A 694-nucleotide genomic window follows, 5' to 3' on the forward strand; every position below is an offset into this window, starting at 1 on the left:
GCTGGACAACAGCGCCGTCGCCTTCGATGCCTACTGCGAAGCAGCGCCCGCCCGCTGACGCTGCACCGGCAGGTCGCGCCGGCTCAGCCCGTCGCTGCGCCCTCGCGATCCACCGGCAGCGCCACCACGAAGCGGGCGCCGCCGCCCGGCGCGCTTTCTGCTGCAATGCTGCCGCCGTGACGCAACATGATTTCGCGCGCCAGATACAGCCCCAGCCCGCTGCCACTGCCACTGGGTCGCAGGCGGTGGAACGGCTCGAAGATCGCCTGACGCTCCTGTTCGGGCACCCCGGAGCCTTCGTCGGTCACCGCGAGCACGCCATCGGGCTGCAGCGTCATCGCAATCATGCCCTGGTCGCCGCCGTGGGCGATCGCGTTCTGCAGCAGGCTGGCCACGACCCGGTGCAGGGCGTGGGGATCGCCCTGCACCCAGACCGGCGTGTCGGGCGCGTCAACCGAGAACGCATAGCCGGCGTCGACCACCAGCGGCGCCACGTCGGCGGCGACCTCACGGGTGAGCGCGGCCAGGTCGATGCGCTGGGACTGGCTGCGGTGGTGATCCAGCCGCTGCAGGTCCAGCAACTGCTCGGCGATGTTGCCGAGCCGGCTCAGGTCGCGCTGCAGGCGCGAGCGCGCCGGACCGATCGGCAGATCGTCGATGCGCGTGGCCAGGATCGCGATCGGCATGCGTAGCT

Annotated in this window: 1 protein-coding gene; it reads right to left on the reverse strand. The window is 71.5% G+C overall.

All coding sequences use genetic code 11. The annotated features are described in order from the left end of the window. Nucleotides 1-83: 83 nt before the first annotated feature. The coding region (locus tag ACXJKH_RS21740) for a sensor histidine kinase (RefSeq protein ID WP_457322487.1) at nt 84-694 on the reverse strand (611 nt) is incomplete at its 5' end.

This window comes from Stenotrophomonas sp. P5_B8 (assembly GCF_054049855.1).